The 23,885-nt window shown below is 30.2% G+C and carries 20 protein-coding genes and 2 tRNA genes; 10 read left to right on the top strand and 12 right to left on the bottom strand.

Going from position 1 to position 23,885, the window contains the following annotated elements; translation table 11 throughout:
• The first annotated feature begins 39 nt into the window (after window positions 1-39).
• Genes BA195_RS05415 through BA195_RS05390 form a run of 6 tightly spaced genes read left to right on the top strand, consistent with a single transcriptional unit; the run spans window position 40 to window position 7,372 of the window.
• The gene (locus BA195_RS05415) at window positions 40-2,406 is read left to right on the top strand and encodes a TonB-dependent receptor (protein WP_068703197.1); all 2,367 of its coding nucleotides are present in this window, start codon (window positions 40-42) and stop codon (window positions 2,404-2,406) included.
• Between the two features lie 20 nt (window positions 2,407-2,426).
• Window positions 2,427-3,251 carry a hypothetical protein gene (locus tag BA195_RS05410; protein ID WP_068703195.1) on the top strand — a complete coding sequence of 275 codons (825 nt, stop codon included), beginning with the start codon at window positions 2,427-2,429 and terminating at the stop codon, window positions 3,249-3,251.
• 56 nt (window positions 3,252-3,307) lie between these two features.
• Complete coding sequence (locus tag BA195_RS05405) at window positions 3,308-3,781, top strand: DUF4625 domain-containing protein (RefSeq protein ID WP_068703193.1); 474 nt, start codon at window positions 3,308-3,310, stop codon at window positions 3,779-3,781.
• Between the two features lie 39 nt (window positions 3,782-3,820).
• Window positions 3,821-4,537: an ABC transporter ATP-binding protein gene (locus BA195_RS05400; RefSeq protein ID WP_068703190.1), complete on the top strand. Its 717-nt coding sequence runs from the start codon at window positions 3,821-3,823 to the stop codon at window positions 4,535-4,537.
• A complete protein-coding gene (locus tag BA195_RS05395) occupies window positions 4,534-5,937 on the top strand; it encodes a DUF3526 domain-containing protein (protein ID WP_068703188.1) in 1,404 nt (467 codons plus the stop codon). Before BA195_RS05400 ends, BA195_RS05395 begins: the two co-directional genes overlap by 4 nt.
• A gap of 1 nt (window position 5,938) precedes the next feature.
• On the top strand, window positions 5,939-7,372 hold the full coding sequence (locus BA195_RS05390; RefSeq protein ID WP_068703186.1) for a DUF3526 domain-containing protein: 1,434 nt from the start codon (window positions 5,939-5,941) through the stop codon (window positions 7,370-7,372).
• 6 nt (window positions 7,373-7,378) lie between these two features.
• On the opposite strand, the gene BA195_RS05385 is transcribed toward BA195_RS05390, so the two are convergent.
• On the bottom strand, window positions 7,379-8,611 hold the full coding sequence (locus tag BA195_RS05385) for a glycosyltransferase (protein WP_068703184.1): 1,233 nt from the start codon (window positions 8,609-8,611) through the stop codon (window positions 7,379-7,381).
• A 173-nt stretch (window positions 8,612-8,784) separates the two neighbouring features.
• On the opposite strand from BA195_RS05385, the gene lpdA reads away from it, so the two are divergent.
• Window positions 8,785-10,185, top strand: a complete 1,401-nt coding sequence (gene lpdA, locus BA195_RS05380) for a dihydrolipoyl dehydrogenase (protein ID WP_068703182.1) — start codon at window positions 8,785-8,787, stop codon at window positions 10,183-10,185.
• Window positions 10,186-10,514: 329 nt separating this feature from the next.
• On the opposite strand, the gene BA195_RS05375 is transcribed toward lpdA, so the two are convergent.
• The 7 genes from BA195_RS05375 to BA195_RS05345 form a co-directional block, all read right to left on the bottom strand.
• Window positions 10,515-12,635 (bottom strand): peptidylprolyl isomerase, encoded by a 2,121-nt coding sequence (locus BA195_RS05375; RefSeq protein ID WP_068703180.1) that lies wholly within the window; start codon window positions 12,633-12,635, stop codon window positions 10,515-10,517.
• 111 nt (window positions 12,636-12,746) lie between these two features.
• On the bottom strand, window positions 12,747-14,039 hold the full coding sequence (locus tag BA195_RS05370; RefSeq protein ID WP_084443073.1) for a hemolysin family protein: 1,293 nt from the start codon (window positions 14,037-14,039) through the stop codon (window positions 12,747-12,749).
• The gene (locus BA195_RS05365; protein ID WP_068703178.1) at window positions 14,039-14,236 is read right to left on the bottom strand and encodes a hypothetical protein; all 198 of its coding nucleotides are present in this window, start codon (window positions 14,234-14,236) and stop codon (window positions 14,039-14,041) included. The genes BA195_RS05370 and BA195_RS05365 overlap by 1 nt, the downstream gene beginning before the upstream one ends.
• Before the next feature lie 5 nt (window positions 14,237-14,241).
• The gene (gene lptC / locus BA195_RS05360; RefSeq protein WP_068703176.1) at window positions 14,242-14,808 is read right to left on the bottom strand and encodes an LPS export ABC transporter periplasmic protein LptC; all 567 of its coding nucleotides are present in this window, start codon (window positions 14,806-14,808) and stop codon (window positions 14,242-14,244) included.
• A gap of 8 nt (window positions 14,809-14,816) precedes the next feature.
• Entirely contained in the window at window positions 14,817-16,127 is a 1,311-nt protein-coding gene (locus BA195_RS05355; protein WP_068703173.1) for a hypothetical protein, read from the bottom strand.
• Between the two features lie 18 nt (window positions 16,128-16,145).
• Window positions 16,146-17,414, bottom strand: a complete 1,269-nt coding sequence (gene bamG / locus BA195_RS05350; RefSeq protein WP_068703172.1) for a BamG family beta-barrel-assembly machinery protein — start codon at window positions 17,412-17,414, stop codon at window positions 16,146-16,148.
• Window positions 17,407-18,138, bottom strand: a complete 732-nt coding sequence (locus tag BA195_RS05345; RefSeq protein WP_068703170.1) for a type III pantothenate kinase — start codon at window positions 18,136-18,138, stop codon at window positions 17,407-17,409. The genes bamG and BA195_RS05345 overlap by 8 nt, the downstream gene beginning before the upstream one ends.
• Before the next feature lie 109 nt (window positions 18,139-18,247).
• Between BA195_RS05345 and BA195_RS05340 the strand changes: the two genes are divergently transcribed.
• Window positions 18,248-18,320, top strand: a tRNA-Phe gene (locus BA195_RS05340).
• A 60-nt stretch (window positions 18,321-18,380) separates the two neighbouring features.
• Window positions 18,381-18,453: transfer RNA gene (locus tag BA195_RS05335), tRNA-Phe, on the top strand.
• Between the two features lie 81 nt (window positions 18,454-18,534).
• Here BA195_RS05335 and BA195_RS05330 read toward each other — a convergent pair.
• The gene (locus BA195_RS05330; protein WP_068703168.1) at window positions 18,535-19,512 is read right to left on the bottom strand and encodes an endonuclease/exonuclease/phosphatase family protein; all 978 of its coding nucleotides are present in this window, start codon (window positions 19,510-19,512) and stop codon (window positions 18,535-18,537) included.
• Window positions 19,513-19,609: 97 nt separating this feature from the next.
• Between BA195_RS05330 and BA195_RS05325 the strand changes: the two genes are divergently transcribed.
• Entirely contained in the window at window positions 19,610-20,065 is a 456-nt protein-coding gene (locus BA195_RS05325; protein WP_068703166.1) for a hypothetical protein, read from the top strand.
• Window positions 20,066-20,234: 169 nt separating this feature from the next.
• Here BA195_RS05325 and BA195_RS05320 read toward each other — a convergent pair whose 3' ends face one another.
• The 3 genes from BA195_RS05320 to BA195_RS05310 are packed head-to-tail and all read right to left on the bottom strand — an operon-like array spanning window position 20,235 to window position 23,677.
• Entirely contained in the window at window positions 20,235-20,750 is a 516-nt protein-coding gene (locus BA195_RS05320; RefSeq protein ID WP_068703164.1) for a gamma carbonic anhydrase family protein, read from the bottom strand.
• Window positions 20,751-20,756: 6 nt separating this feature from the next.
• The gene (locus BA195_RS05315) at window positions 20,757-21,488 is read right to left on the bottom strand and encodes a LytR/AlgR family response regulator transcription factor (RefSeq protein ID WP_068703162.1); all 732 of its coding nucleotides are present in this window, start codon (window positions 21,486-21,488) and stop codon (window positions 20,757-20,759) included.
• A 2-nt stretch (window positions 21,489-21,490) separates the two neighbouring features.
• Window positions 21,491-23,677 (bottom strand): tetratricopeptide repeat-containing sensor histidine kinase, encoded by a 2,187-nt coding sequence (locus BA195_RS05310; RefSeq protein WP_068703160.1) that lies wholly within the window; start codon window positions 23,675-23,677, stop codon window positions 21,491-21,493.
• Between the last annotated feature and the right edge of the window lie 208 nt (window positions 23,678-23,885).

Raw genomic sequence — 23,885 nt, 5'->3', positions numbered from 1 at the left:
ATTTGACCATAATACTACATCCACTTATTTTTTACTATAATGACAAAACTAAGCTTAAGTGCTTTATTTTGTGTATTGTTTCATGCTTTTATCTTTAGCCAAAACACTAATAGTGTAACGGTAAAAGTAATTGATGAGGCAACACAAATAGAGCTGCCCAATGCCCATGTAAGTATTGGCTTAAAACACGCGTACACCAATTTAAAAGGAAACAGTTACTTTCAAGGAATTAACTCTAAAAAACAACTACTAAGTGTTACGCACGTAGGATATATTACCCATAAAAAACTGGTAACATTCCCTCTTAAAAACTCGGTAATATCAATAGCTCTTAAACAAGATATTTCGTTGCTTAACGAAGTTACGATTGCACATAGTACAAAAAAAGTATTTCATAAAAGCTCAAGCAATAAGCAAAAAATTGACAAACTGTTTTTAGAACAAAATAGAGACAATAGCTTAATGCAAACGTTAAAAGATATACCAGGTGTAAGTACAATTGCCATTGGGTCTGGGCAATCTAAACCTACAATAAGAGGGCTCGGTTTTAACAGAGTGGTGGTTGTTGAAAACGGAATTAAACACGAGGCGCAACAATGGGGAGCAGATCATGGTTTAGAAATTGATCAATACAACGTTGAAAACATTGAAGTAACAAAAGGAGCTGCTTCTTTAATGCATGGCTCTGATGCAATTGCAGGTGTTATTAGTTTAAAAAATAATTTACTCCCAGATGTTAATTCTTTTTCTGGAGAACTAAACCTAACTAACAGGAGTAATAATGATTTATACGGAATATCATTAGGAGTAAAACAACGTTATAAACATTGGTATTATAAAGCAAGAATTACGCATGAAGAATATGGTGATTATAAGGTGCCTACTCGTACAATAACGTATGATAATTACATTTTTAACCTACATAAAAACTATTTACGAAATACCGCAGGACGTAATCATAATATTAGTGTTTCTTTAGGTTACACTTCTGATAAAATAAATACAATCACTACTTTTAGTAATGTAAATGCTAAAAATGGTTTTTTTGCAAACGCACATGGATTAGAGGTAAGAACTTCGAAAATTAATTACGATGCAAACAATAGAGATATTGATTTACCACTACATAAAGTTAATCACTTTAAAATAACAAATAACACCAGTTTTCTTTTTGCTAACAATACTTTAGATATTGAACTTGGTTATCAAATAAATGACAGAGAAGAACATTCAGAGCCTGTGCCACATGGTTATATGCCAAAACCAGATTCAACCAAAGAACGTTTATTTAACAAAAACACTTACAGTTTTAATATAAAAAATAATCATTATGGTTTTAAAAACCATAAAATTACAACAGGACTTAATTTCGAATATCAAGACAATGACATTGATGGCTGGGGATTTCTGATTCCTGAATACACAAGACTAACTGTTGGCGCCTTTTTATATGATCAAATAAAAATTAATACTAATTTATACCTAGATACTGGAATACGTTATGATTATGGGGTTGTAAAAACACAACCATATTATGAATGGTTTACATCTCCTGTTACTGATAATAACGGAAACATTACACAACAACAATTACAGCGATCAGAAAAAAGGAATTTAAATTTTAAAAACTTTAGTGCTTCTGCTGGATTAAGTTATTCGGTAAAAAATACTTCTTACAAAATAAACTTTGGTAAAAGTTTTAGAATTCCTTTAGCTAATGAGCTTGCTTCAAACGGAGTTAATTATCACATGTATCGCTATGAAGAAGGTAACACCAATTTACAACCTGAAAGCTCTTATCAAGTTGATGGAGAATTTAGTTTAAACTTTAAGAATAGTTTTATCCAAATTACTCCCTTTGCTAATTACTTTGACAATTATATTTACTTAAGCCCTACATCTGAATATTACGAAACACTTCAAAAATATCAATATACACAGAGCGAGGTTTTTAGATATGGAGGCGAAATTAGCCTAGAATACACACCGATTAAAACCTTCACTTTTAAAGGATCTTTAGAGTATGTTAAGGCAACACAATTAAGCGGTAAAAAGAAAAACTTTACCCTACCGTTTTCACCACCTTTAACCGGAATACTATCACTTAAATACAATTTAAATCGTTTCTTCTTTTTAAAAGACACCTCGTTTTTCTCGAAAGTAAGAATTGTTTCGGATCAAGACAATATAGTTCCACCAGAAAAACCAACCAAAGGCTACACGCTTGTAGATATAGGTTTACACACAAATACATTTCCTTTTTCAAAAAAACATCCTTTAAAAATTCAAGGAAAAATAAATAACATTTTTAATACTAAAGCTTTTAATCACACAAGTTTTTACCGGTTGATTGAGGTCCCTGAACCTGGTAGAAATTTTTCAATAACCATTATACAAACATTTTAAACAATCATTTTTTTTTAATCATGAAACACACAATTAAAACAGCAATTCTATTTTTAGCAACCACTTTTATGGTTTCTTGTAGCGATGACGATTCAATCGTTAAAACCTTTGAAGAAAACAAAAATGCTGAAAGATTTACAAATATCGAGTTAGGAAACTCTGATTTTATTTTACCACAATCAAATGTAGATGTGCATATCGAATTTGACTATACTGGAACCAGCAAAGTATCTAAAATATATTTTGATGTTGAAGCACACAGTACAAATGCAGTTAACGACGGAGAATTAATATGGGACTTAAGAGATCATTTAGTACCTGTTGAAAGATACCAAGGGCAATTAAATCCTCATATTCATTACCATGTTTATTTTGATGAAGATAGCAAATATGAACCTTCGTTTAAAGCTGCTGAAGGAGTATACAACTTTAAAATTACTGTTGAACATGAAGATGGTACTAAAAGTATTGTTACAAAGAAGTTAAATATTGTTCAAAAATTTAAACATTTAGAAGTTGGTGAAAACAATAGAGTTACTTACGGAAAAGATGAACTACATACCGAATTTGAATATGTATCTACTCCTAATAAAGTAACTGAAATTAAATATGAATTATGGTTTGAAGAATGGCGAACTGGCCAAGATGTAGCCGTTGGTGAATGGGATAGTGTAGTAACAATATTACCAAAAGAATTATATGAAAATGTAATAAACCCAGATATCCATTATCATTTCGACTTAATTCCTGAATCTCCAAAAGGAGGATACTGGTTAAACATTTATGTACAAGAAGATGGTGAAAAAGAAAAAGTAAAACTATCTATTCCTTTCGAAATAAATTAATAATAAAAAATCAAGGCTGCCCAAACCTCTTTGGGTAGCCTTTTATATCTAAAAAAATGAAATTTATAAAAAAAACAACACTCCTTCTACTTTTAAGCTTACCACTAGTAAACTGTAGTAGTGATTCTGAAAATATCGACGAAGAAAAACCAACAATATCAGTTAATTACAACCAAGGTTTTCCTAAATCATGTACCGTATTAGAAAAAGGTAAACAATACACTATTAAAGTAAAAGTTTCTGACAATGTTGCTTTAGCCAAATACGCTATCGACATTCACCATAATTTTGACCACCATACGCATGATGATCAAGGAAGCCAATGTGAACTGAACCCTATCAAAACACCTCTTTCTCCTTTAATTTTTATGCAAAACTATACTATTGATAACGAACCTAAAGAATATGAAATTTCGCAAGTCATAACAATACCTAATGATATTGATACAGGAGATTATCATTGTCAAATTTCTGTAATTGATATAACTGGTTGGCAAAGCAGAACATCAATAGATATTAAAATTGAATAAACTTGTTACACAAAGAATTCTAAAAAACGATTTCACAAAATGATAAAAACTAAAAACTTAACTAAAAAATATGGCGATTTTATTGCGTTAAACAATTTAAATATAGAAATAAAAGAAGGAGAGATATTTTGTTTACTTGGCGCAAATGGTGCTGGAAAATCAACCACGATAAACCTATTATTAAATTTTATCACCCCTACTTCTGGCAATGCTTTTATTAATGAGTTAGATGTTGCTAATAACACTAAAAAAACAAAATCATTCTTAACTTATATTCCAGAAAATTTAATGTTGTACCCTAGTTTAACTGCGGTAGAAAATCTAGATTATTTTTTAGGAATTGGTGGCTACAAGTTTTCTAAAATAGAGTTAGAATTCTTTTTAGATGAAGCTGGCTTGCAAAAAGAAGCTTACCATAAACGTACGCAGTATTTTTCAAAAGGAATGCGACAAAAAATAGGAGTTGCTTTGGCCATTGCTAAAAATGCAAAAGTGTTATTATTAGATGAACCTACATCGGGGTTAGATCCAAAATCCAGTAATGAATTTGGACAGCTTTTAAAAAAAATGAAAGCAGACAATGTAGCTACATTAATGGCTACACATGATATTTTTAGAGCTAAAAAAATAGGTACACATATTGGTATTATGAAACAAGGGGAATTAAAACATTGCTTTTTAAGTGATGATATTTCATTGCTTGATTTAGAAAAATTATACTTAGAAACGATGAACTTAAAAGATGAACCTGTATGATTTACTACGTAATAAAAAAAGAGCTTCAAGAAATTTTTAGAGACGGTCGTTTTAAAATTTCAATAAGTATCGTATTTGTGTTATTAATTGTAGCTCTTTTAGCAACAAATAAACAATACAAGACTACTAATTATCAATATAATGAAGCTAAAAATAACGAACGAACAATATGGGAGTCTCAAGGGGAAAAAACCCCTCATTCGGCAGCACATTATGGTAATTATATTTTTAAACCTAAATCTCCATTATCACTTATAGATCAAGGGATTGATAAATACACTGGTGTTTCTATTTTTTTAGAAGCACATAGTAGAAACCAAGCACAATTTAGCAATGCTTCTGATCAAACTGCCTTATCTCGTTCTGGAGAACTATCGGTTGATTTTATTTTATTATACATACTTCCTTTAATTATAATTTTAATTGGATATAATAGTTTTACTAAAGAAATTGAAGGTAAAACTATTTACATTTTAAAAAGTCAAGGTGTTACTGGTTGGAAACTGCTTTTAGGAAAATGGGTAGCCACATTAATACCACCTTTTACAATTCTTACATTTCATTTTGCTATAGGAGCCATTATACTTTCTAGCATCGAAAACTATGGGGTTTTTAACTGGAAGCCTTTTGGTACTTTATACCTGATATATCTTTTATATTATTTTGTTTTTATAAATATCACCTTAATAATTTCTTCTCTTGTAAAAAAATCAGGAATTTCTTTAGTTATTAATTTATCTTTTTGGGTTTTAGCTTGTTTTATAACTCCTAAAGTTGCCAGTAATCTCGCTGATGCCAAATATCCATATCCTACGCATCAAGAGTTTTCTAAACGAATTTCAGAGGAAAACAAAAAAGGCTTAGATGGTCATAACCCTTGGAGCAAGGAAGCTAAAAAATTAGAACAAGAAGTTCTTACTAAATATAAAGTTGATAGTGTTCATAAACTTCCATTTAATTTTAGTGCCTACCGCATGCAAAAAGGAGAAGAGTATCAAGCTAAAGTGTATCAAAAACATTACGCTTTCTTAAAAGAACAAGCTAAAAATCAAGATAAAATTTATAAATCATTAGCTATTATTTCTCCTTTTCTTCCTACTCGTTTTTTATCAATGGCAGTCGCAAAAACTGATTATGAAAATCATTGGAATTTTACCGAATCGGCCGAAATATATAGGGTTGAAACACAAGGTTTTTTAAACGGTACTACCCAAAAAAATTCAAAATACGGAGAACGTTATGTGGCACCTGCAAGTACCTGGAGTAAACTACCAGAATTTAAATATGAAACTTCTTCATTCGAAAAGATCTTACAACAAAATTCCTTTCTATTTTTAATGCTTTTTGTGTGGTTTATAATTACATCACTGGTACTAACATTTACTAATAAAACTTATTAAAATGATTACACATAATTTTAAATACGAATTAAAAATATTGTTACGTAATAAGTGGCTTCTTTTACTTTTTTTTACAATACTTACTATTATTCTTTTTGCGGGTTACAACGGAAAAGTTAAGGTAAACAAACGCATTGCTGATATTGAAGCAATTAATAATAGCGTAAAAAAGAAGGATCAAAAAATGCTACAAGTATTAGATTCTATTGAAAAAGGGCATAAAACAAGTAACAATTCATGGGCTGCACCAACAAGACCCATGCACATAGGTTATTCTTTTCCAAGAGTAGTAGCAATGCCCCCACAATCATTGGCTTTTATAGCGACAGGACAAAGTGATTTATTTACCCATTATGTGCAACCAAAAGCTTATGGAGATAGTTTTTTATTTAATTATGCTGAATTAACGAACCCTATTCAATTACTTTTTGGAAGTTTTGACCTTTCTTTTGTTATCATTTACATACTTCCGCTAATTATTATTGCTTTTAGTTATAATATTTTTTCGTCAGAAAAAGAAGCTGGTTCTTTAAAACTATTAGCTTCACAACCTTTATCTATATTTACTTGGATAGTACAAAAAATTGGTATACGTTTCATTTGGTTAACTATAAGTACACTTTTAATTTTAACCATAACTTTTGCAATCAATAAGTTTGATTTTTATTCCTATTTTACAGTTTATATAAATACATTATTGTTAATAACAGCCTATATTCTTTTTTGGTTTGCTATGGTGTTTTTAATAAATATATTGATTAATAACTCTGCAAAAAATGCCGTTAGTTTACTTGCTATTTGGGTATTTATAATTTTAATAATTCCTGCGGTAATTGGTCAACTTGGTAATACTTTTTATCCGATTCCGTCAAGAACAAAATTAATCAGTGAGATAAGAGAGGTTAAAGAAGAAATTTCAAAAAAACAAGATGAAATTTTAGATAGTTATTTAAGAGATCATCCAGAATATGCTAGTAATAATACTAGTACAAATTATTCTTTTTGGCATAAATATATGGCTTCACAAAATTTAGTTGAAGAAGAGTTAAAACCTTTAATTGACACTTATGATATTCAATTAGAAAACCAACAAAATTGGGTACAAAATTGGCAATATACTTCGCCTGCTATAATTTTGCAACAAGCTTTAAATGATATTACCGGAACCTCTAGTTTACATTATCAAAATTTTAGAGAGCAAGCTGGTGCTTTTTCTAAGCAATGGCGAAACTTTTTTGTTCCCTTGTTATATAAAAACAAAAAATTTAGCACAAAACTGTATTATAAACTTCCAACTTTTAAATACAAAGTTTCTGACTCTTCTTCCTTATTAATAAAATTAATTTCACTAATAGTTTTTTCTTTATTTTTTGTGAGTATCGCTTGGTGGCTTTTTAAACGAAAATTAAAAAAAGGAACACTTATTAATTATTAAAAGAGGTTAGTCGGTATTTTTTGCTTCAATCCATTTGCTCATATATTTTGTAGCTTGTAAGGTTTGATGCTGTAATAAACTTCCAAGAAAATTTTGTTGACGATGTTCAATTAAGTTTTCTTGGATTTTTTTTAGTTGATTTATAAAAATTGGTTCAATATTATTTTTATCATAAATAGCATTGATAATTTCTATTCCATTTAACTGTGATTTTTTCCACAGTTTTTCATCAGTAAACAATTCAATTGTTTTGCTTGAAAAAACCTCAAAATCATTTTCTACAAAACCATTCCAACCAAAACCATCATGCATTCCCTCTGCTCCTATTAATGTTGTTACAGATGGAGTTCCGCAAACCATCGCTTCGGTTAATTTACCTTTAATTCCGGCACCAAAACGTATCGGAGCTAATACAACTTTTGCGTTTTGCACAACTTTTATAGCATCTTCTGCAAAACCTTTAACCAAAAAACCTTCTTTTTTATTATGCAACTGATTTATTTGTTGTGTTGCGTAGGCTCCGTATATATGAATTTCTGCTTTTGGTAGCTGTTTACGAATTGATTTCCAAATTTGTTTTAATTGTAAAACGGCATCAATATTTGGTGCATGAAAAAAATTACCTATGAATACAAAATGTTGACGCTCTTTAAAATTTTTCCACTTTTCTATAACCTTTTCATCAATTTTATCCAATAAGAAAGGCAAATGATATAATAAACGCTTATCAAGTTTAAAAACCTCTTTCAGTAATTTCATTTCATAAGAAGAAATTATTAAACTCAAATCACAGCGCAATATTGCTGCGATTTCTCGTTTTGCATCTGTAGAATTTAATAAAGCATCCGTAGAAAAAACTTCGCCTTTTTTTAATTGCTGATGACGGGTTTTGCGTAAAAAATGTAAATCTTCAGTATCTAAAATCCGTAAGGCATTCGGGCAATTTTCAGCAACACGCCAACCAAATTGTTCTTCCATCATAAAACGATCAAACAAAACAATATCCGGATTTAATTCAGAGATAAAATCATCAAACGACGTATTATTTAACTCAATCGCTACTTCTTCTACTCCCAATTCAGATAATTCAATAGCTTTCTCGTTTTTCTGAGCTGGTGAAGCAAACGTTATTTTATAACCGTTTTTGGTAAACAATTCAATCAATTGTAACATTCTACTTCCTGCCGCAGATGATTTTGGTTCAACCCAAACATACCCAATAATTAATAGCTGTTTCATAAGGTTTCAAAGTTAAAATAATTAATGTCTTTTTTTGATAAAAAGTAATCGAAAACATACTTCAAAAAATCAACTTTTATGTGTAATTTTGCAGTTATTATTCTGAAAAACAAAATATAAACTGGTAAAAGTTAAATTTTTACCAGATATACATAAATAATAAAAAACGAATTATGAAATACGATTTAATCGTTATCGGTTCTGGTCCTGGTGGATATATTGCTGCCATTAGAGCCGCTCAATTAGGATCTAAAGTAGCTATTATCGAAAAATATTCAACTTTAGGAGGTACTTGTTTAAATGTAGGATGTATTCCTTCAAAAGCATTATTAGATTCTTCTCACCACTATTACGATGCTGTAAACCACTTTGAAGAACATGGAATTACGGTTGAAAAACCAACGTTTGATTTCGAAAAAATGGTAGCTCGTAAAGCCAATGTTGTTGAAACTACTACTGGAGGAATTAAATATTTAATGGACAAGAATGATATTACTGTTCATGAAGGTTTAGGTTCTTTTGAAGATGCTACGCATGTAAAGGTTACTAAAAACGACGGAACTTCAGAAATAATTGAAGGAACAAATATTATTATAGCAACAGGTTCTAAACCATCTACATTGCCTTTTATATCTTTAGATAAAGAGCGTGTTATAACATCTACCGAAGCTTTAAAACTTAAAGAAGTTCCAAAACACTTATTAGTAATTGGTGGTGGAGTTATCGGACTAGAATTAGGTTCTGTTTACAAACGTTTAGGCGCTGATGTAACTGTTATCGAATACGCTCCAAAAATTACTCCTACTATGGATGCTGATATTTCTAAAGAACTTCAAAAAGTTTTAAAGAAACAAGGTATGAAGTTTAACACTAGTCATGGTGTAACTTCTGTAGAAAGAAACGGAGACGAAGTAATCGTAAAAGCAACCAACAAAAAAGGTGTTGAAGTTGAATTTAAAGGGGATTACTGTTTAGTTTCTGTTGGTCGTAAGGCATTTACAAAAGGATTAAATTTAGAAAAGGCTGGTGTAAAGCTTACCGATAGAGGTATGGTTGATGTAAACGATCATTTACAAACCAATGTTGCTAATATTTATGCAATTGGTGATGTTGTTCGTGGAGCAATGTTAGCTCATAAAGCTGAAGAAGAAGGTGTTGTTGTTGCTGAATTTTTAGCAGGACAAAAACCTCATATTGATTATAACTTAATTCCTGGTATTGTTTACACATGGCCAGAAGTTGCCGCTGTTGGTAAAACAGAACAAGAGTTAAAAGATGCTGGAGTTGAATATAAGGCTGGTAAATTTTCAATGCGTGCTTTAGGTCGTTCTAGAGCAAGTGGAGATACTGACGGATTTGTAAAAGTATTAGCTGATAAAAATACTGATGAGGTATTAGGTGTACATATGGTTGGTGCACGTGTTGCCGATTTAATTATGGAAGCTGCTGTAGCTATGGAATTTAGAGCTTCTGCGGAAGATTTAGCTAGAATTTGTCATGGGCACCCAACCTATTCAGAAGCGGTTAAAGAAGCTGCAAAAGCTGCTTGGGACGGAAAACCTTTAAATGCTTAATACAAAGCTTTAAAATATATTTTAAAAAGCAATCTCAAATGAGATTGCTTTTTGGTTTATTATTATGATTATGATTAAATAAATTGTTATAAACTATAAAACTAAAGTTATGAAAACTAAAAAAAATAATTACTGGTATGTTTTAATCGCTTTTATAGCTATTATGTTAATGACTGGCTATGTTTTTGACCTTGGTGAAACTTTGGGTAAAGCGATGGCTAATTAAAGAATAAAAAATCTAAAAAATAAATTAGCGATACCTTTATAACAAAGCACAAAAAAATCCGAACTCAATGAGTTCGGATTTTTTATATTTTAACTTTTTATGATTACTGAATTCCGTAAAAAGAACTCATATTATCTTCAATATTAGAAGCTTTTTTAATTGCTTCATACATTTGAAAAGTTTTATTTTTTCTTTGATTTACAATACGGTTTCTGTATGAATCATAATTTGGCAATGCTGTTGGTAATGTTTTAGAAGTTACTTCAAAAGCAAATAAACCTTTATCACCTGCAACGTTTTTAACAACAGTATTTTCTTTAGAATTTAGCATCGCTCCTACTACTTTAGGTTCAAAACCAACACCTGAAATTGTAGGTGATTGTAAATTAACATCAGTAGCTTTTTTAACAGTTTGTGCAACCGATTTAGCAATTTCAGCTAAGGTAGCGCCATTAATTTTAGCTTCAATTAATTTGGCTTTTCTTTCTTTTGTTAAAATAGGACGTACTTGAGCTATTGCTTTTTCAACTGGCATTAAACCTTTTTCTGTTTTACCTGTTAAAGTAACTACCACATATCCTCCATCTACATCAAAACGCTTAGCATCTCCAATATTAACTTCGGTATCAAATGACCAAGTTATAATTTCTCTTTCGCTACCAATACCTGGCACTACTTCATCTAATGATTTTAACCCTATTGCTGGTAAAACCGTTAAATTACTTTCTTTTGCTACCTCTGTAAATTTTTTGCCGTTTGCTAATGCTAAAGCAAATGTTTCTGCATTTTGAAAAATTGTATTTTCTGTTGCTTCTGATGCTTCTATTTTACGACCAAATGTTGCTAACTTAACAACTGGTTGAAAGTTTTTTTGATCATCAATTTTTATTACATGAAATCCGAATTGAGATTTTACAACTCCCATATCACCTTTTTTTCCTTCAAAAACAAAGTCTCTAAACGCTGGCACCATTCTGTTGTAACCAAACCAATCATAAAAACCTTCTTTTTCAACCGAACCTTTATCCGAAGAAAATTGTTTTACTAATTCTCCAAATTTAGATTTGTTTGCTTTTAATACTACTAACAAACTATCGGCAGTGCTTTTAGCCTCTTCTTCTGTTTGAGTTACACTTGCATCAGCACTAGCTGTACCTACAAACGGAATTAAAATATGACTTGCTTGTGCAGAATCTGGTAATTGAACCACCTTTGTAATTTTTGACAATTTAAATTGACCTGCATCTTTATATGGTCCAAAAACATCGCCTTCTTTTCCATTAAAAATATCGTCTGCAATTACTTGTGGTACTTGTACTTTAAACTTGTAATTATTATCTAAAGTTAAATCTGAGTCATTTTCTGATAAAAATTCAGCATAATCTGTAGTATTTTTTAACCCTTTAACTGAGATATTTGCACTTGTAACAGAATCGTCAATTAATTTTGCTACGGCTTCTTTAATCGCAGTTTCATCTTCAGGTGTTGCTTTTATATCAAACTTTACAAAGTTAATATCTCTTGAAGCATCAACCTGAAATTGTTGTTTATGCTCATTAATATAGTTTTTAACATCACTTTGTTTTAAAGTAACTAAACTATCGGCAATTGTTGTATAAGGAACGTATACATAATTACCTGTCACTTTTGTGTTCTCTGTTAAATATTGTGCTTCACCTTCTTTTAAAGATGCTCCTAATCCTGCTGCAACTAAATTATCGTATGCAGATTTCTCAAGACTATTTTTTAATGAAAACATGTAGTTTTGCCAATTTTTCCAATCAGCTCCATTTTCTTCTTTAATTGTTGCTAAGAATTCTTTAAATTTATTCTTATCAAAAATGTTAGATGTTTGAAATCTTGGATCATTTAAAATGAACTCTGTTTCATACAACTTATTCATTATATCAGCATCACCAACAGTAATACCTGCTTCTTCTAACTGATTTTTGTATATTTTTTGTCTGATTAAGTTACCCCAAACAGCTTTAGCAGCTTGCATTTCAGAAACACTATTTCCTGTTTGCGCTTTATATGCATCTAAAGCTTCAGCAAATTCTTGGCGCGAAATAGCTTCTCCATTTACTTCACCTATTTCATTTACTTTGCTTGCATTAAAAAAATCTGATATTGTAGAAGGGTCTAATACAAAAGCGAAAAGTGCTAAACCAATTACAAGAATTAAGAACATTGAGCGCTCTCTAATTTTCGATAAAATTGCCATACGTTATTTATTTTATTAACAGTGAGCGAAAATACAATTTCATAATAAACAATGCAATCTTTTTTTTAGCTGTTTTTAATGGCTATCTACATTATATGAAATAAGTTGTTCTTACTCTGCTTTATCGATAACTTTTAAGTAAAGAGCGTCAATTTTTGTTGCGCTTACTTTTAATATTTTAATATGAAATCTATCGATTTCTAAAACCTCCTCTTGTTCGGGTATTGTTTCGGTATGATTAATTATAAACCCTCCTAGAGTTTCGTACGCTTCTTCTTTAGGGATATTTAAACTGTATTCTTCATTTAAGTAATCTACCTCTAAGCGAGCGGAAAGCTTAAATTCAGATTCGTTAATTTTTTCTTCCAATAACTCTTGACTATCATGTTCATCTTCAATTTCACCAAACAACTCCTCTACAACATCTTCAACGGTTATTATACCTGAAGTACCTCCGTATTCATCAACAACCACGGCAATACTTTTTCGTTTTTTCATTAAATTATTTAAAACATCATTAATAATCATCGATTCTGGCACAAACTCAACTGGCAATAATATCGATTTGATAGAACGTGGGTTCTTAAACAATTCAAACGCATTGACATAACCTAAAATGTCATCTAAAGAATTTTTATACACTAAAATTTTAGACAAACCTGTGTTTATAAATACTTTTTTGAGTTCTGCAACAGATTGATGGATATCAATAGCCATTATTTCAGTTCGAGGCACCATGATTTCTCTTGATTTCACTTTATGAAACTCTAGCGCATTTTGAAAAATTTGAATTTCTGAGTCAATTTTATCTTCATCACTTCCTCCATCTAGCTGTTCTGAAATATAATTCCCTAATTCTTCTTTACTAAATTCTGTTTTAGTTTCATTTTCTTTTATTCTAAAAAAAGTATAGAGAAAAAAATCTGATATTTTTGTAATTACCCATGTAACACCATAAAAAAGTATATAAAAAACATAAGCTGGTATTACAAAAATTTTTAGTGTTTCATTCGCATAGATTCTAAAAATTGTTTTAGGTAAAAACTCTGCCGTTACTAAAATTAATAATGTAGATATTATAGTTTGCGTTAATAAATTTAAATCGTTTAGTAAGTAATTTACAAAAACAATATTTGTTGGCAACATGAGTTGAAACCAATCCATTAATAATTGTCCCATAAAGTAACTGTAAATTACTAAGGCAACATTATTACCCACCAACATTGTGGTTATGAACTTGGATGATTTTTCTGTAAGCTTTGCTAATATTTTAGGGAGTAGGCCTTCTCTTTTTTTTTCTAACTCTATGTGTAACTTATTCGCGGAAACAAAAGCTATTTCCATTCCTGAAAAAAAAGCTGAAAATAGTATTGAAGTAAAAATTATAATAATTTCAAGTTCCATTAAAGTTGTTGGTTTCTCTTATCAATTTTCCTTCTAAAATGACGCTTAAAAAAGAAAATTAAGGTAATAAAGATACCAAAACCAAACATAATAAGCGCATCTTTTTTATCTGTACTCCATCTTAAAACTCCTTCTATAAAAAAAAGTGCTCCAATAACTAAATATCCATACTGTAAGTATTTCCAAAATGTATTCATAATATTTATTGTTGAGTAGTTATAACATCACCTGTAATGTCTTTTGCTATCCATTTTTTTAAATTTTCTTTCGATTCAAAACCATACCCATTAATTGTATCCTTAAAGGTAGTTAACCTAAATCCATCTTCAGTAAAAAAATAATGTTCTTTTTGGTCCCAAAACAATTGATTGGTTTCTAATTTAGAGTTTTCTGTATGATTTAGAATCACCACATTCCCATTTATTTCAGAAACCCCAGTTTTACTATAGGTTAACGCATAATTCCCTGTAATTGTTGTAGAATCTTTTCCTTTTTTATCAATAGTAACAATTTTTACTCCTTTAGGAAATTCATTATACGGGTGCTCTTTTCGGTTCGAAAAATCATAAAACAAAGGTGCTTTTGTTTTAGATGTTATTTTACCTGAGTCTTTTTTTATATGATAAATATTTACAGCTGTTCCAACTGGCATATTTTTATCAGCCAAAAAATCTCTCACTTCTTTTTTAGAATTTGTGCAAGAAAAAAGCATTGTTATCAAAAAAATGATAACAATGCTTTGATATATATGTCGTAAATATATTTTCATTTAATATGTTATGGTATACGAACAGTTTCACCAATCCAACAACCGATTTTATGAGTACTTCCTGACGCTACACCTTTTTGAAAAACTAATTTTTTTGATGGCATATTCTTTCTATAACTAGAAATATATCTGTTAGCTCCACATCCTGGATCTACTTTTTTAGCTTTTAATGCTTTGTTTAATGCTGCTACATATACCATTCTTTTTTCAAACTCATCACTACCACAAGAGTTGGCGCTTTTTTGATATAAACTAGCGATAAATAAATATGCTTTACCCATATTAGGATTATACTTTAATGCCTGGTAAGCTAAAGCTCTTGCTCTTGCCCCTCTAGCACTTTGTGCTTCTCTTAACTTATATTTTGCTTTTTTAAATGGATCTGTTTCTAAATCAAATGCTTTCTTTCTCATTTGTGCAGCTCCATTTCTATCTCCATTTTTAGCTAAAACACCTGCTAAAAAATTGTATGCATCTGCAGACTGTGTAGTTTCAGCATAAGCATTAGCTAATTTTTCAAATAATGGATCGGTTTGACAACCTTTATTATACATTCTAGAAACTGCTCTTCTTAACCAGACCCCATCAGTTTTCTTAGCTTCAAAATCTCTTGTATAAATTGGTATTAACCGTTCACAAGTTGCTATTTTAGAGATCATTGCATCTAAACCTCCTTCAACTTGACCTAAAGCACTTGAATTTATAGTATAAGCTTTTAAGTTTCTCTTTTCTCTAGCACCTATAGTACCTATAGAATCTTTTAATTGCAGCTTAGCTACTTTTTTATTATAGTCTTCTAATTTAACTTCTACAGATTCCATTACATCATCATAAGTATCAAATACTTTTTGAGGATTCGTATCTTTATTTTCTTCTGCAATAGCTTTAAAATATCTAAAGATATTTTTCACTCCCATATCTTTAGGCGAAACATCATAAGCTTTCTTTAAGATAGCAAAAACCTCAGCGTCTGTAGCTAATTTATTTTTTATTAAATACGTAGCATAATCACTATGAGCCTTAGCAACTCCTTTTGATGGAAAATTAACTAATCGAGCTTCGTAAACTTTTTTAGCCAACCCATGGTCTTTTGTTTTTTTAGCTACTTTAGCTCCATATTTATAAATATTAACCGATAATTTCGGGCACTCAGTTAACAAGTACTCTAAATTAGTTTTCGCAGCTTCATACTTGCCTGTATTTGTATCTCCTTTAAAAAGGTTATACTTTATATTACACTCTTGGCTTGCTTGTGCCTTTACACCATTTACGGCTACAAACAAAAATAATCCTGTTAGTAAATACGTAATTTTTTTCATCCTATTATTAGTTTTTTATTAGTCTATTTTTCTTTTCTGAAACCATTTAACGCTATTTAAAGATAAACTTAATCTAACATTAAAATAGTTTTCTTTTACAAGGTTATTGCTCGTTGTCCCTTTTTGCCCATACTCAAACCCAATATTCACATTCGATAATTGCCTTGGCAATGGTAAACCTAAACCAACATTTATGCCAAAGTCATTAACGTCTGTATAATTACTACCTGTTTTAACTGACAAGCCTGTATTCTCGAAACGTAAACCAGCTCTATAGGTAACTCGATCCCAATAGCTTGATATTGAATTTACTTTTGGAATGTAATATCCTCCTATAGAAAACTTACTCGAATCATCATATTTATAATTTCCTGTATTTGAAAAAAGGCTATTAGTACTACTTATTGCGCTCTGAAACTGTTGATTAACACCAACGTACCATTTGTTTGTTTTTCCTAAACCAAACCCAAAAACAGTTTTCATAGGAATAGTAACCTCACCATTTAATGGTTTATCAAATAATACTTTTCTAGGTGCTTCTTGACCAGCTCCCACATAAGATAATGAATACATTTTTTCATTTCCTTTAGCAGATAAGTTACTATTTAATGTAATTGAAGCACCTGAATATAAGTTTAATTTATTCTTCAATTCTTTTTCAAACTTTGCTCCTAACTTAAATTGCCCTCCTCTAATGTTTACATTTTCTTCATACTTTGTAACTAATGACACATTTGTTCTTTCATTTAGTATACTATTTTCTAAACTTCCAAATATATATCCTGCCTCTAATCCCAAAGAAAGCCCTTTAAAAACTGAAGTACCAAAACCTATGTAAATTTTATTTGTTCCACCTTCACCTCTATATAAAGTAGCTTCAGTGTCACTTTGATTATCATATGACGAATACCCTACTGATGAGAAAGGTTGTAATCCGACAGATAAACCAGCCTTTTTTCCAATAGGAAATCCAAATGATATATATCTTAAATTTGTAGAATTTCCTGATTGCGATGAATTTTCTTCTTTAAGTGTTAAAAAACTTAAACTACCTCCTAAGGCATATGTAGCAACTCTTAAATCTGCATTTGCAGCTGGATTTGTAAAATTTAAGTGATATGTATCTTTTAAAGCTACACCTATACCTCCCATAGAAGCTTGCTCTACAGTAACCGCCTCAAAGTTTTCTCCAATTCCAAAATAAGAATATGGTGATGCACTGTTTCTTTGTGCTGATATTGTTATTGCGCTAAGCACTAATAATCCTAATATAAATCTCTTAATCATTCGTTAAATTATATGTCAAAACAGTATGTAATCCTTCCAAAACAAAATTTGGATGGGCAAATATGCCACTTTTTAATTGTTTAGCCAAGAAAATTGTATCTCCTCCTGTTAAAACAACTGTTAAATCTGTATACTTTTTTTGATATTGACTAATTACCCCATCTATTTCGTTACATATACCGTTTACAACGCCCGAATGTATTGAACTGCTAGTGTTAGCTCCTATAAAATTAGAAATTTCCTCTTTTTTTAATAATGGAAGTTTTGACGTGTAGTCGTGTAATGCTTTATACCTCATAACTACTCCTAATGATATGGCTCCTCCTAAATATTCTTTTTCACTATTTATGAAATCAAAAGTAATACAGGTTCCTGCATCAATAACTAAAACATTTTTGTTAGGATATTTATCAGTAGCTGCTGCTGCCAAAGCTATTCTGTCTACACCAAGTGTTGCTGGAGTTTGGTATTTATTTAAAAACGGAACTTTTATTTTTGAATTTAAATATATTGGATTTAACAAATAAGTAATTTCAGCTATTGTTTTTACTGATAAATTAGCTACTGAAGACACTATGGCTCCTGAAATAGAAAAAATTTTAATAATTTTTTCTATTTCTAATACAATTTCTTCCTCCTTAAAAACAAAAACTTTCTTAAGCGTATTCAACTCAAAAACAGCTGCTTTAACTCTAGTATTACCAACATCAACTATTAAATTCATCTTTATATTTATTGAATTTCAAAGTTACAATACATTTTTTTAAAAAAAATACTTTGTATAATTAAAAAACGGTTGTATATTTGCATCCGCTTAACGAAAGTAGCAAACTGGTGCCTTAGCTCAGTTGGTAGAGCAAAGGACTGAAAATCCTTGTGTCCCTGGTTCGATTCCTGGAGGCACCACTATAATTTTCTCAATGCAATTGTGAATTTTATTTTTGTTACTTTAATAAAGCAATTAACGGTGCCTTAGCTCAGTTGGTAGAGCAAAGGACTGAAAATCCTTGTGTCCCTGGTTCGATTCCTGGAGGCACCACCGAAAAAACCCGAACATTTGTTCGGGTTTTTTGTTTAATAAAATATAAAAATTCACTATTAAATAATGAACTTTTATATTTTACTTTAACTTAAATTGCATTTCAACAGGCAAATGATCGGACGCTTGCTCAAAATCATTAAGTACTTTACCATTTACATATTCAATAGTGTTTTCTGTATAAAAAATGTAATCTATTCGTTCAAACGGATTTTTCGTATCAAATGTATTTGAAGGGTTTAAAGTGTTAAAAGCAGCGTTTCCTACTCCGTTCATTTTAAATATTTTTTGAACCGCAGCCTCTTTATCTCTTGCCTTTGAATTAAAATCTCCCAATAATATTGTTGGATAATTATCCTTATACTGCTTAAACAACTCTAAAACATATTCGAACTGACACACTCGTGTTGGTTTATCAAAAGCCTCTAAGTGGATATTTATAATCACCACTTCTTTTCCTTCTAGAACAACTTTTACCACTTGTGCTAATCTTTCTAAATACAATGCATCTCTATAAAAAGGATTATCTGGCACACGCTCTAAAACAATGCGCTCATAGTCTTTTAATTTATATTTACTGATGATTGATTGCCCTGAAATTACTTTTCCGAAATGCATGCTTGGCGGCCAATATGGAAAAGGCACATATCGTTCATCCCAATTTACACCTCTTGCAGCATAATTAAAACCTAATTTCATAAACTCCTTTTCTTGATCTACCTCATAAGATCTCGATGCCTTATAATCAATTTCTTGAAAAGCAACAATATCTGGATTTACTTTCTTAAGTTCCGCTTCTACCTTTTTCTGATTATCTTCAAAAAGTTTCCTTGGTTTTGCTACTGGTAAATTGTTTGTCATACCACTTAAATAACCCACATTATATGTTACAATACTGTATACTGAATCATTTATTACGGCTACTGGATTTTCATTCTCTATCAACTCGGCATATTCTTTTTCATCTATTGTTGGTGATGATGCCCAGAAAAAAAAGATTACAAATGCAATAATTACCAAAACAAGCAGCCTTACTACAGGCTTTATTATATTTTTCATAAAAATCTAAAAAAATGTTAAAATTACCTTCAAATTTAAACTTTTTTAAAGAAGCGTAGTCATAGATATATAAATAAACCCTTAAAATTATACAATAATGAAAAAAATAATAGCAGTATTAGTTGTAGCCCTTAGTTTTATTTTAACTACTCAGGCTCAAAAAGGAAAGAAAAATAAATTAGAAAGATTAAGTGTTGCACAACAAACAGAGTTAGCTCTTAAAAAAATGACCTTAAAGTTAGATTTAACAACGTCTCAACAAAACCAAATAAAACCATTATTAGCTGAAAAGATTGCAAAGCGTAAAACAATGCATGAGCAAAGAAAAGCTATAAGAGAAAGTGGTAAAAAAAGAGTAAAATTATCTGCTGATGAGCGCTTTGAAAGAAAAAACAAAGCATTGGATAGCCGAATTGCTTTTAAAACCGAAATGAAACGCATCTTAGACAAACAACAATTTGAAAGGTTTGAGAAAATAAGCAAAAAAAGAGCTCAAAAAGGTAAAAAGAAAATGAAAAACAGAAAACGCAAAAAAGCGCACGAAAAAAAATAATATTGATTGATAGTAGATTAGTTTTGTGATTAAAAGCCCTTTTTTGGAAACAAAATTGGGCTTTTTTATGCATTGTTACTTTTTGCGTTAGGGATTGAAGTGGCATCCTTTTTTGAGGCACGAAAAAAAGATACAACGTAAAGCCCGACCTTTAGGTAACGCCCAAATATTACTCCTTAAACCAACTTGAATATTTTACGTAATTATTAGCAATTCGGTCAATTTCACCTGAAATTAATTCTTTAGAAACATCTTTAATTTTTTTGGCTGGCACACCGGCATAAACGCTTCCGCTTTTTACAATTGTATTTTTAGAAACCACTGCTCCGGCTGCTATTATCGAGTTTGATTCTATAATACAATCGTCCATAATTATGCTTCCCATGCCTATTAAAACATTGTCCTGAATGGTACAACCATGTACAATTGCATTGTGCCCAACTGAAACATTATTACCAATTGTAGTAGGTGATTTTTGATAAGTTGCATGAATTACAGCACCATCTTGAATATTTACTTTATTACCCATTTTTATATAGTGTACATCGCCTCTTATTACGGCGTTAAACCAAATACTACACTCTTTTCCCATTTGCACATCGCCTACAATTGTGGCGTTTTCTGCTACGTAACAATCTTCAGGTATTTGAGGAGATTTACCGTTTACTGCTTTTATAATTTTCATTCGTTTTTATTTAAAATATGATAATAAATTTGCTTTTTTTGATGCGGATACCATTATTTCTTTTCCGTTGGATAAAAGTACGCTTCCACCCTTACCTTTTTTATATTTTACAATTTCGTTTACGTTTACCAAATACGATTTGTGCACGCGTGCAAAACCACTTTCTTTTAAAAGATCGTCAAAGTGTTTTAAGGTTTTACTAACTACTTTTTTGGTGTTTTCGAAGTAGATTTCGGTATAATTATCATCTGCCTTACAAAACAGAATGTCTTTTACCGATACCACTTCAAATCCGTCTTGTTGTGGAATGGTAATTTTATTTAAATTTGTAATACTCTTGGTTGTTAAAACCGTGTTTTCTAACGTTTGTTCTTTGGTTTTAATTTCTTCAACCAAATTTACTGCTTTAATTAATTCATCTATCGAAATAGGTTTTAATAAATAATATGTTGCTTGATTGTTTAAAGCTTCTATCGCATAATGATCGTAGGCGGTTACAAAAATGGTTTCGAAGGTTTGATTTTCTATTTTTTCTAACAAATCAAATCCATTTCCATAAGGCATTTCTACATCTAAAAACACCAAATCTAACTCGTGTTCTTCAATCAATTTTTGTCCGTCTTTTATATTATCTGCTTCTCCTAATAATTGAACATTAGGACAATATTTTGTTATATAATTTCGCAAAATATCTCTACCAATGGCTTCATCTTCAATAATGATTGCTTTTAACTTCATCTTTAATTTTTCTTTAAAATCAGTTCGACTTTTGTTCCGCTACCATCTTCAAAAACTTCAGAAACTGTAACTTTAATTTTATCTTTATACATACTGTTTAAAATAGCAATTCTGTTTTCAATGGTACTTATTCCTTTTGATTTTTGCTGTAATTGATGTTTTGTTTTTATTTCCATCGATTTCTTTCTACCAACTCCGTCATCTTGCACCGTTATTAAAATCGTATTCGCTGTTTGCTGACGCATAGAAATCTCTAAATTCCCTTTTTCTTTTTTATAACGGAGTCCGTGCCAAATAGCGTTTTCTATATAAGGTTGTAGTAACATTGGCGGAATAGAAAAGTTTTCTCTTTTGATTTTTTCATCAATAAACATTACATAATCAAACTTGTCTTTAAAGCGATTATGTTCTAATTTCACATACAATTCTAACAGTTCTATTTCTTTTGCTAACGGAATAAAATCTTCATCAGAATTTTCTAAAACTGACCGCATTAATACTGAAAATTCCGATAAATAACGATTCGCACTTCGTTCGTCATTTACTGCTATAAAATTATTTACCGAGTTTAAAGCATTAAATATAAAATGCGGATTCATTTGCGATCGCATTGATTTTAATGCCAATAAATTGTTTGCTAATTTTTGTTGTTTATTAGTGCGAAACATAAAATATGCCAACAAACTCATTAAAAAGAAACCTCCGATTAATGAATAAATAATCAGTTTTTGCTGTTTATTACTTTCCTGTATTAATTGTTGATCTTTATATGCCAAGCTTATTTTACTATCGCTTAATTGCTTGTCTTTTTCTAAACTTCGGATTCGATTTTGGTTGTTTGCTATTTTTTTTCCAAACCTTTTAACTTGTTGAATTTCTTGTTCTTTTTTTGAATACAACGTATCTACCAACTTTACGTAATCTTGATAACTCTCTAACGCTTTTGTATAATCTCCAACAGTTGCATATACTTCAGAAAGCCTACGTGTTGCATCTTTCTGTATGATTAAATCTTCTTTTTCGCCCGCTTCTTTTATACTTTTTTTAAAGAAAGGAATTGCTTCGTTATAAGACTCTTTTTGAATGTAAGCATTTCCTATTTTGTAGTTAATTTTTTGCGGTGTAATCGAATCGACTAATGATTCTTTATCTACTGCTTCAATATTAATTTCATCAGCCTCTACTAAACTTTGCTTTCGCAATTGAATTTCATCATCATATCTGCGAGATGAATTGTAAAAATCGGCTACTTTTTCTTGCTCTTTTAAGGCTCTTTTTTGATTTTCTTTAGATGCTAATTTTAACGAGTTTTGAAAATACCCATCAGCCTTTTGTGTTTTTCCTTGTGCCGCAAAAACTTCTGCTAACTTCGAATTCAAATCCGTTATTTTTGGTGTTACGTAATTATCTTTAGCAATCTTTAAAGCTTCTTTATAATTGCTAGATGCCTTACTATATTGTTTCGTTTCCTTAAAAACATCGCCTAAACCTTCATAAATCTTTAGTTGCTGATAAGCACTTATTTTAAAACGTAAACTTGCTTTGTAACTACTTTCACTTTCTTTATATTTTTTTAATAAAAATTGTGTTTTTGCTAATAAAAAAAGAACTTTTGAATTATTTAGCTCCTTTAAAGAAACAGTATAGTTTTCTTCAGCTAAATCATATTGTTTCCAATAAAAATAAATATCAGCCAACTCTTTGTAAGCAATAGCTCTTTGTTTTTTTGTTGAAGAATTTAGTAACATTTTTTCGATAGCAGCGATGCTCTTATCAATATTTTTTTTCTTATAAAATTTTACTGAATCTAAATACTTCGTATACAAATCTATCTTTTTATAACTTGAATATTTTAACTTCGACTTTCTTTCTCGTGTAAAATCTTCAACCAGTACTTTTATATCCTCGTCATCTTTAATTGTATAATAAATAGTTTCAAAGCCTGTATGAGAAACTACTAATTGACTTCCCTTTTGAGCCGTTACAATATATCGCCCTTTTATGTTTGAAAAATTAAAAATACGTCCATTAACGGTTACCGTTGCATCTTTTATTGGTTGTTGCGTATTATCGTTAATTACCTGAACCTTTACAGTAAACTCTTTTTTTTGTTCTTCAAAAACCTGAGCATACCCTGAAAAAAAGTTTAGTAAACACAATGCAAATATTATTTTAAAAAATCTTTTCATCTTTTATTTATTACTGTAAACATACACACAAAAGTTGAGTACAAAAAATGAACTTCCTTAAATAACAGTACCAAGAAACATTAAAAAATTACTTTCACTCATTTTTTTAACCACTTTACTCACTTAGATTACTCGTTACCTCATTCTTAATTTTTTAAAAAGAAAGTTGCTTGTAGTTTTACAGTATTGTAAGTCGGCAAAATTTGAT

It is taken from the genome of Tenacibaculum soleae (assembly GCF_001693415.1).
Classification (GTDB): Bacteria; Bacteroidota; Bacteroidia; order Flavobacteriales; family Flavobacteriaceae; genus Polaribacter; species Polaribacter soleae.
Note: the sequence above shows the minus strand (reverse complement) of the source record. Positions and strands in the feature narration are given on the sequence as shown.